Genomic DNA, 702 nt, shown 5'->3' with positions numbered 1-702 from the left:
CGGATGTTCTCCCACAGGGCGAACGAGCGGCCCGGCCCCAGGCCGAACGTGCTCGTGAAGTCCGCCTGCGTCTTCGTCGCGTTCACCAGCAGGTAGGCGAACGGGAACAGGCAGTACAGGGCGAACACGCCGCACGCCAGCGTCAGCCACACCGACCGGCGCGGGTTCGACGGGTTCGAGAACCCGGTCGACGCCGCACGCCGCCGCTCCGCCCGCTCGTCCGCCGCCACCCGGCGCGCCCGCGCACGCTCCCCCGCCCGCACCCTGCGGCCTTCAGCATCCAGCACGCTCATCGCATCTGCTCCCTCATGCTCCGCAGCTGCACCGCATACGCCACCAGCATCGTCAACGCCGCCATCACGATGGCCAGCGCAGCCGCATAATTGGACTGATTGCCCGAAAAACTCAGATTATACGCATACATGTTCGGCGTGTAATACGTCGTGATCGCATTGCCCGGCACCATGTTCTGCATCACGCTCGGCTCGTTGAACAGCTGGAAGGAGCCGATGATGCTGAAGATCACCGTGATCGCCAGCGAGCCCCGCAGCTCCGGCAGCTTCACCCGGCGCACCACCTGCCACTCGCCCGCCCCGTCGATCGCCGCCGCCTCATACAGGGAGCGCGGCACCGTCGACAGCGACGAATAGAAGATCAGCATGTTATACCCCGTGAACTCCCACGTGTTGATGTTCCCGATCG

At 65.7% G+C, this 702-nt stretch carries 1 protein-coding gene and 1 pseudogene; both read right to left on the bottom strand.

Going from position 1 to position 702, the window contains the following annotated elements; translation table 11 throughout:
• A pseudogene (locus J3T92_RS09460) lies at positions 1-293 on the bottom strand (carbohydrate ABC transporter permease); the annotation flags it as partial.
• Positions 290-702 (bottom strand): carbohydrate ABC transporter permease (locus J3T92_RS09455; RefSeq protein ID WP_267401284.1); only part of this gene is annotated, 413 nt, incomplete at its 5' end. The pseudogene J3T92_RS09460 and the gene J3T92_RS09455, both read right to left, overlap by 4 nt.

The sequence above is a fragment of the Bifidobacterium sp. B4081 genome, from assembly GCF_026537335.1.
Classification (GTDB): domain Bacteria; phylum Actinomycetota; class Actinomycetes; order Actinomycetales; family Bifidobacteriaceae; genus Bombiscardovia.
Note: the sequence above shows the minus strand (reverse complement) of the source record. Positions and strands in the feature narration are given on the sequence as shown.